The sequence below is a fragment of the Dactylosporangium sp. NPDC049742 genome (genome assembly GCF_040674675.1).
GTDB lineage: Bacteria > Actinomycetota > Actinomycetes > Mycobacteriales > Micromonosporaceae > Dactylosporangium > Dactylosporangium maewongense.
The window spans coordinates 245,486-252,894 of the sequence record NZ_JBFANF010000008.1; the positions used below are offsets into that span (position 1 = coordinate 245,486).

8 protein-coding genes and 1 pseudogene are annotated in these 7,409 nt (G+C 72.9%); 6 read left to right on the plus strand and 3 right to left on the minus strand.

The genetic code is table 11. The annotated features are described in order from the left end of the window. Positions 1–13: 13 nt before the first annotated feature. Positions 14–1,588: a cellulose binding domain-containing protein gene (locus tag AB0J72_RS13970; RefSeq protein WP_363398505.1), complete on the minus strand. Its 1,575-nt coding sequence runs from the start codon at positions 1,586–1,588 to the stop codon at positions 14–16. A 262-nt stretch (positions 1,589–1,850) separates the two neighbouring features. On the opposite strand from AB0J72_RS13970, the gene AB0J72_RS13975 reads away from it, so the two are divergent. From AB0J72_RS13975 to AB0J72_RS13985, 3 genes are all read left to right on the plus strand, one after another. Continuing rightward, entirely contained in the window at positions 1,851–2,870 is a 1,020-nt protein-coding gene (locus AB0J72_RS13975; protein ID WP_363398507.1) for a hypothetical protein, read from the plus strand. A 172-nt stretch (positions 2,871–3,042) separates the two neighbouring features. Further along, positions 3,043–3,423, plus strand: a complete 381-nt coding sequence (locus AB0J72_RS13980; protein WP_363398509.1) for an ATP-binding protein — start codon at positions 3,043–3,045, stop codon at positions 3,421–3,423. A 72-nt stretch (positions 3,424–3,495) separates the two neighbouring features. Next, on the plus strand, positions 3,496–3,978 hold the full coding sequence (locus AB0J72_RS13985; protein ID WP_363398511.1) for a DUF6194 family protein: 483 nt from the start codon (positions 3,496–3,498) through the stop codon (positions 3,976–3,978). 64 nt (positions 3,979–4,042) lie between these two features. On the opposite strand, the gene AB0J72_RS13990 is transcribed toward AB0J72_RS13985, so the two are convergent. Then, positions 4,043–4,216 carry a CsbD family protein gene (locus AB0J72_RS13990; RefSeq protein ID WP_363398513.1) on the minus strand — a complete coding sequence of 58 codons (174 nt, stop codon included), beginning with the start codon at positions 4,214–4,216 and terminating at the stop codon, positions 4,043–4,045. A 143-nt stretch (positions 4,217–4,359) separates the two neighbouring features. Between AB0J72_RS13990 and AB0J72_RS13995 the strand changes: the two genes are divergently transcribed. From AB0J72_RS13995 to AB0J72_RS14005, 3 genes and pseudogenes are all read left to right on the plus strand, one after another. Next, the gene (locus tag AB0J72_RS13995; protein ID WP_363398514.1) at positions 4,360–5,946 is read left to right on the plus strand and encodes a methyl-accepting chemotaxis protein; all 1,587 of its coding nucleotides are present in this window, start codon (positions 4,360–4,362) and stop codon (positions 5,944–5,946) included. 80 nt (positions 5,947–6,026) lie between these two features. Beyond that, positions 6,027–6,359, plus strand: coding sequence for a YciI family protein (locus AB0J72_RS14000; RefSeq protein ID WP_363398516.1), 333 nt, complete (start codon positions 6,027–6,029; stop codon positions 6,357–6,359). Then, a pseudogene (locus tag AB0J72_RS14005) lies at positions 6,352–7,110 on the plus strand (DUF6596 domain-containing protein); the annotation flags it as partial. The gene AB0J72_RS14000 and the pseudogene AB0J72_RS14005, both read left to right, overlap by 8 nt. A gap of 161 nt (positions 7,111–7,271) precedes the next feature. Here the strand turns inward: AB0J72_RS14005 and AB0J72_RS14010 are convergent. Beyond that, positions 7,272–7,409, minus strand: a 138-nt coding sequence (locus AB0J72_RS14010) for a Clp protease N-terminal domain-containing protein (protein WP_363398530.1), incomplete at its 5' end; no start/stop codon positions are given.

Sequence of the window (7,409 nt, forward strand, 5' to 3'; positions counted from 1 at the left end):
CCCGGCGCGGGTCTCAGCCGGTGTACGCGGCGAAGATGCGGCTGAACTCGTAGGGCTGCTGCGGGATGTTGGTGCACATGTAGAGCGCGCCGGTGCACGCGTTGCGGTCCCGGGTGGTCTCCCAGAAGGACAGCATGCCCAGGTGGTTGGCCTGCGCGAACGCCACCAGCTGCCGGGCGTCGGCCTGGTCGTAGGTGCCGCCGTCGTCGTTCTTGCCCAGCATCGGCGTCACGCCGACCATCCGCCACAGCTGCGCGTCGGTCTTCGCCGGGTACAGGGTCTTGAGCTGCGCGAACGTCGACTGCGCCGCCTGCACGGCGAAGTTGCCGTAGTCGCCGCTGCTGCGCTGGTAGTCCATCGCCATGACGTTGACCAGGTCGAGGTTCACCCCGGCGTCGCGGGCGGAGCGGACCACGGCGACGCCGTCGGCGGTGAGGCCCTCCGGCAGGACCGGCAGGGTCAGCGAGATCTTCAGGTTGGGCCGGGCGGCCTGCAGCAGCGCGAGGGCCTGCGACCGGCGCGCCACCGTGGTCGGGTCGGCCACCGCCGCGCCCTCGATGTCCAGGTCGATGTAGTTCAGCTGGTACGCGTCGACGACGGCCTGGTACTCCGCCGCGACGGCCGCGGGAGTGCCGCAGGCCTGGGCGAGCTCGATGCCGCTCGCACCGCCGAAGGAGATCTTGACGTCGCCGCCGCGGGTGCGGATCGCGTCGATCTGGTCCTTCGCCCACGCGGCCCTCGGGTCGTACGCGTTGAACCACGACGCCTTGCAGCCGGCGCTGTTGACGAACGCGAGGGTGAAGCTCTTCAGGTTGCCGGCGGTCGCCATGTCGGGGAGTGACGGGGTCGGCCACGCGCCCATGTCGACGTACGGTGCGACGGGCACCGCGGTGCCGCCGCCGCCACCACCCGCGGTGGTGCTGACGCTGACCTGGTTGCTCGCGGCGGAGGTGTTGCCCGCGGCGTCGCGCGCCTTGACCGTGAACGTGTAGGCCGTCGACGCCGACAGCCCGCCGACCGTGCCGCTGGTGCCGGTGACGGTGGTGGCCAGGGTGCCGCCGCGGTAGATGTCGTAGGCGGTGACGCCGACGTTGTCGGTCGAGGCGTTCCAGGCCAGGCTGACGCTGGACGAGGTGGCGCCGGTGCCGCGCAGGCTCGCCGGGGCGGTCGGCGCCTGCGTGTCGGCCACGCCGGCGCAGCTGGCGCCGTTGAGCTTGCAGTTGGCGGGCTTGCCGCCGCCGGAGACCAGGAACCCGAAGCTGGTCGACGCGCCCGGCGCGAGCGTGCCGTTGTAGGTCCGGTTCGTCGCCGTGACGTGGGTGCCGGCCTGGCTGGCCAGGGTGTCCCAGTAGCTGCCGAGCGCGGTCCCGGCCGGCAGGTCGAACTCGACCTTCCACGACGTGACGGTCGCCGCGGAGCCGTTCGCGATCGTGTACTTCGCCTGGTAGCCGGAGCCCCAGTCGGAGTCGTACGTGAGGGTGGCGGTCAGCGAGCCGGCCGCTTCCGCGGTCCCGGCGAGGACGGCCGTGCCGCCCGCCGCCAGGATCGTCGCGGCGGCGACCAGCACCAGCCGGTGTCGTAGCGCCATCTATGCCTCCAGCGTTGGTCTGATTGATGCCCAACGATAAAGAAAGTTAACTAAAAGTCAATGGGTCGTTCCCGGCGCTCGATCTTTGCTTCGCGAGCCCCCGGATCGGAGGAGGATGGGTGTCGCGCCGCCGAAGCTGGGTAGCGCTTCTTTGTCACGCGCCCCGCGTCACGCCTGGTTCGGATTCGCCGCGCGAACTTGCTGATTTGTCATGCTTTGTTCGGATTCGTCACGCCTGGTTCGGTTTGCCGAGGGAGGGCCCATGTTCAACCCGCTGGAGCACCCGGGACTGCCGGTAGGCCGCCAGGGCCGGCACTGGCACGAGCTCGACGTCGAGGCGACCCAACTGCGCTCCGCCGAGCCCGGCGCGCGCGGCCGGGTCGACGAGATGGAAGCCCTCCAGGCGGCCGCCGCCCTGTTCAACCACCGTGCCGCCCTGCGCTGCACCGACCTGGAGTCGCAGCGTGCCGTGCAGCGCCTCGGCCTGGCCGCCACGGCCCGCCACGACACGCTCGCCGCGCTGCACCCGTTCGCCGGGGCCGCCCTGTCCCCGGGCGGCGACCAGAGCCTCTGGGCCCAGCTGGTCGTCCAGGAGTGCGCCGCCTGCGCCATGTACCACACGTTCCTGGAGCAGGAGACCGACCGCCGGCTGCGCCAGCTGTGGGAGCTGCACCTGCAGATGGAGCTGGCCGCCCTGCACACCGCCGGCGACCTGCTCCGGCTGCACGAGGACCGCGACCCGCAGGAGCTGATGGCCGCGATGCCGGCCGCCGGCGTGGCCGACCTGCCGGCCATGCTCACCGAGCACCAGTCCCGGATCGACGAGCAGTTCGACCGGACCGTGGCCGCCTCGGGGGAGGACCGCCACACCGCGTTCGGCCAGCTCGCCTGGATGATCGCCGTCCACGAGACGATCGAGGCGGAGATCCTCCACCCGCTCACCCGGCACCTCGACCCGCCGGACCACCTCGCCGACCACCTGCTCGACGAGGAGCGCCGGATCAGCGAGGCCCTCGCCGACGTCTCCATCAGCCTCGGCGACGTCGACGGCCTGGCCGCCGTCCACGCCATGCTGCTCGCCCACACCCGGCGCGAGTCGACCGAGGAGTTCCCGCTGCTGCGCGACGGCATCCCCGCCGCCGAGCTCGCCGACCTGGCCGCCGCCGCCCGCGCCGCCGAGTCCCAGGCCTGGGCCGGCGCGCCCGTGCGCCCGGGTATGCCGCAGGCCTCCGACCTCGTCCGCGACGTCCTGCGACCCACCGCCCAGCAGCTGCCCGTGTGACCGCCGGCCGCCGCCTTGCCACGGCGTCCGTGGCCGGGCCGGGGCTGCCATACGAACACCGGCAGGATTCGGGATCCCGCCCGATGGGTAAGTCTTGCGCGGGGGACGAATTGGCTGGCGACGAGACGTGCGTAGGGGCGCTGTGACGATGGCACGCGACCGGATACGCTCTGTGACCCGTGAATTCACCGGGGACGGCCTGCGCCGCGTCCGGGACCTCGTCGAGCAGACCGCCCGCCTCGCCGGCGTCTCCGCGTCCAACGTGCGCAAGCTGGTGATCGCGGTCAGTGAGCTCGCCGCCAACGCGATCCGTCACGGCGGCGGCAGCGGGCGGATCGTCATCGAGCAGACCGACGAGGGCGTGCGGGTCGAGGTCAGCGACCACGGGCCGGGCCTGCCGGAGTTCGTGTCGCAGGAGCTGCCGGCGCCCGAGGAGATCAGCGGCCGCGGCCTGTGGATGGTCCGGAACCTGTGCCGGGACCTGCACATCACCAGCACCGCCCGCGGGGTCACGGTCCGGCTGTTCATGCCCCGTGCAGGGCACCCCGCTTGAGGCTTTCGCGGCCACTGTACTGACGAAGCGCGCCGAACCTTCACTGGGTGGTTCAACGATACGGTTGAAGTCATGACTGACGCTGCCACCCCGGAGGCGATCGCCGGCCGGATCCTCGCCCTGCCCGGCGTCGAGCTGCTGCTCGCGACGGAGGAGTCGGGGGCGCCGGAGACGAGCTGGGGCGACCGGTTCTTCTACGTCGGCCCGGACCGCAGGATGCCGTTCGCGACGATCGTCGGGCGGGACACCCCCGGCTGGGACGAGGCGTCGCGGCTGGACCGGCCGGGCGTCTTCCGGGTCAACGTGCACGCCGGGCGCGAGGCGTTCGAGGCGCGCCTCGGTTACCCGCCCGCGGAGCTGCCCGAGCGGCAGGCGGGCATCGACTTCGCCGGGCTCGACGAGATCCTGCCGCATCCCGCGTACGGGCGGCAGGGCTGGGTCTGCGTGCTCAACCCCGGTGTCCGTACCGCCGCCGGCCTCGACGACCTGATCGCCGTGGCGCACCGGCACGCCACCGAGGCCGACCTGCGCCGCCGCGGGAGGCACCCGGGCTGAGCGGCCGGTCATGGACAGGTCAAGGGCCCGCGTCCGGCTGGACGCAGGCCCTTTGCGGCCGCGCTCAGTCCTTGAACGCGTCCTTGACCTTCTCACCGGCCTGCTTGAGGCCGCCCGAGGCCTTGTCGACCTTGCCCTCGGCCTCGAGCCGCTCGTTGCCGGTGGCCTTGCCCACGCCTTCCTTGACCTTGCCGGCGGTCTCTTCCGCCTGGTTGTCGATCTTGTCGCTCAGTCCCATGGCGAACCCCAATCAGAAGGTCGGTCCGGTGCCGCTGCCGGCACCCACCAGTAGTGGTGCCCCTGGTGCAGCGGGCGAAACGGTGCGGGGAGTTACCTCAGGCGCACCTGACCGCAACCGATCTGAACCTCGAGGTGATGGTGATGACGCGCTGGCTCGCGAATCGGGCGGTCCGCACCAAGGTGCTGCTCGTGGTGGCGATCCTGGGCGTCGTCGCGGTCGCCGGCGCGGCCCTCGCGTCGGTGCGGCTGCACGAGCTCAAAACGGAGGCGGAGGCGCTGTTCGTCCGCGGGCTGGTGCCGGTCGCCGGGCTCAGCGAGGCCCGCAACGACATCTCTACCGTGCGCGTCGCCGCGCTCAACCACGCGCTCAGCACCGACCCCGCGAAGAAGGCGACGTACGAGCAGGAGGTCGCCGCGGCCGCCACCGGCTTCGCCGCGGACCTGGCCACGTACCGCGGGACGACCGGCACGCCGGCCCGCGCCGACGAGATCGCGGCGGCGTTCGCCGGCTACCACGACGCGATCACGACGCAGCTGTTCGCCGCCAGCAGGGCGGGGAACCTCGCCGAGATCGAACGGATCCGCGACGACGTCACCGCCCCGCTCGCCTCGAAGGTGTTCGACCTGGTGCAGCGGACGGGGGAGGCGGAGCGCGTCGCCGCGGAGCACCGCCGGGACCGGGTCCGCGACGCCTACGACAACGCGCAGCGCTGGACGTGGGCGCTGCTCGTCGCGGGGCTCGCCCTGGCGGTCCTGTTCGCGCTGCTCGTCGCCGGTCAACTGGTCCGGGCCGTGGCGCAGGTCGGGCACGTCGTCGCCGGGATCGCCGTCGGGGACCTCACCCGGGCCGCGGACGTCGCCGGCGCCGACGAGCTCGGCGCGATGGCGGGCGCCCTGAACACCGCCACCGCACAGCTGCGCGAGTCGGTGCTCGCCGTCGGCGCGAGCAGCGCGTCGCTCGCCGGGGCGGCACAGGAGCTGTCGGCGGTGAGCAACCAGATCGCCGTCAGCGCGGCGGAGGGCAGCACCCAGGCCGCCGTCGTGTCCCGGTCGGCCGGGGAGGTGTCCAGCAGCGTCCAGACCGTCGCCGCCGGCACCGAGGAGATGGGTGCCGCCATCGCCGAGATCGCCCGCAGCGCCGCCGACGCCGCCCGGGTCGCCGGCGGCGGCGTGGTGACCGCGCAGCAGGCGTCGGAGACGATCAGCAAGCTCGGCCACTCCAGCGGCGAGATCACCACCGTGCTGAAGGCGATCACCGCGATCGCCGAGCAGACGAACCTGCTGGCGTTGAACGCGACGATCGAGGCGGCGCGGGCCGGCGACGCCGGCAAGGGCTTCGCCGTCGTCGCCGGTGAGGTGAAGGACCTGGCGCAGGAGACCGCGAAGGCGACCAGCGACATCTCCGCCCGCATCGACGCGATCCAGCAGGACGCGGCCGCCGCCGTCGCCGCCGTCACCCAGATCGCGGCCGTCATCGACGAGACCAACCAGTACGCCACGACGATCGCCGCCGCCGTCGAGCAGCAGAGCGCCACCACGAACGAGATGACCCGCAACGTCGCCGAGGCCGCGTCCGGCGCCAACGAGATCGCCAGCAACATCAGCGGCGTCGCGCAGGCGAGCCAGGTCACCAACGACGGCGTCACGCAGACCCGCACGTCGGCGGACGACCTCGCCCGCATGTCGGCGGAGCTGCAGCAGGTCGTGTCCCGCTTCCAGCTCGCATAATTTTTCCGCGCATGCTGTCCGGTCGGCGGGGTCCCGTTCGTCACCATGGTGAGATCCCGTCGAACGAAGGGCCCGTCACCATGAAGTACATGATGTTCGTCTGCATCGACACCGAGCCGGACACCGACCCGGCGCCCGAGCCGGACATCCTCGCCTGGGTCGCCGAGAACGACGCCGCCGGGCGGCGGGTGACGGGCGACCAGCTGGCCGCGACGTCCGCCGCGACGACCGTCCGGGTCCGCAACGGTGAGCTGCTCGTCTCCGACGGCCCGTTCACCGAGACCAAGGAGATCATCGTCGGGTTCGACATCCTGGAGTGCGCCGACCTGGACGAGGCGATCGAGGTCGCCCGGGCCCACCCGATGGCGCGGGCCGGGCGGCTGGAGCTGCGGCCGTTCGCGACCTTTGCGTAACCCGCCGGCTGACGGCGATCCGGTCGCGGCGGCGGCCGTCGGCGCCTACTCGAGGATCGTCGCCACGCTGATCCGGGTCACCGGCGACTGGGCCCTGGCCGAGGACTGCGCGCAGGACGCCCTCGCCGCGGCCCTGGAGCGGTGGCCGCGCGACGGCGTGCCGGACAACCCGGGCGGGTGGCTGATGACGGCCGCCCGCAACCGGGCCGTCGACGTGCTGCGCCGCGCCGCCGTGGAGCGCCGGAAGCTGCAGGAGATCGCCGTGCTGACCCCTGCCGAGGAAGCGGTCCCGGGCGAGCTCGACGACCGGCTGCGGCTCATCTTCACCTGCTGCCATCCGGCGCTGCCGCTCGAGGCGCGGGTGGCGCTGACGCTGCGCACCATCTGCGCGGTGCCGACCGCCGACATCGCCCGGGCGTTCCTCGTCACCGAGTCCGCGATGACCCGGCGGCTCACCAGGGCCAAGTCGAAGATCGCGGCGGCCGGCATCCCGTTCCGGGTGCCGACCGGCCGGGCGCTCACCGAACGCCTCCCCGGCGTCCTCGCCGTGCTGTACCTGCTGTTCACGCAGGGCTACAACGCCGACGGCGAGCCCGCGTTCGCGGACGAGGCGATCCGCCTGGCGCGGCTCGTCGAGCGGCTCATGCCGGATCAGCCGGAGGTGCCGGCGCTGCTGGCGCTGTTCCTGTTCCAGCACTCGCGGCGCGCCGCCCGCCGCGGCGCGGACGGCGAGCTGCTCACCCTCGACCGGCAGGACCGCGACCGCTGGGACCACGCGGCGATCGCCGAGGCGGTCGAGGTCCTGCGGCGGGTGACGGCCGACGGCCCGTACGCGCTGCAGGCCCGCATCGCCGCCTGCCACGCCACCGCCCCGTCGCCGGACCTGACCGACTGGGCGCGGATCGCCGCGTGCTACGACCGGCTCGCCGCTGCGCAGCCGTCGCCGGTGATCGAGAGGCCCGCGGCGGTCGAGCCACCCGTGTCCAGCAGCGCCAGCAGCAGGTGCCATGGTTCGACGGTCGCGTGTCCGCGCTGGCTCGCCGCGTCAAC

Excerpts from the sequence above, each read along its gene's own strand:
- AB0J72_RS13985 (WP_363398511.1), top strand. The coding sequence starts at position 3,496 with ATGACTGACGCTGCCACCCCGGAGGCGATCGCCGGCCGGATCCTCGCC.
- AB0J72_RS13975 (WP_363398507.1), top strand. The coding sequence starts at position 1,851 with ATGTTCAACCCGCTGGAGCACCCGGGACTGCCGGTAGGCCGCCAGGGC.
- AB0J72_RS13995 (WP_363398514.1), top strand. The coding sequence starts at position 4,360 with ATGACGCGCTGGCTCGCGAATCGGGCGGTCCGCACCAAGGTGCTGCTC.
- AB0J72_RS13970 (WP_363398505.1), bottom strand. The coding sequence starts at position 1,588 with ATGGCGCTACGACACCGGCTGGTGCTGGTCGCCGCCGCGACGATCCTG.
- AB0J72_RS14000 (WP_363398516.1), top strand. The coding sequence starts at position 6,027 with ATGAAGTACATGATGTTCGTCTGCATCGACACCGAGCCGGACACCGAC.
- AB0J72_RS13990 (WP_363398513.1), bottom strand. The coding sequence starts at position 4,216 with ATGGGACTGAGCGACAAGATCGACAACCAGGCGGAAGAGACCGCCGGC.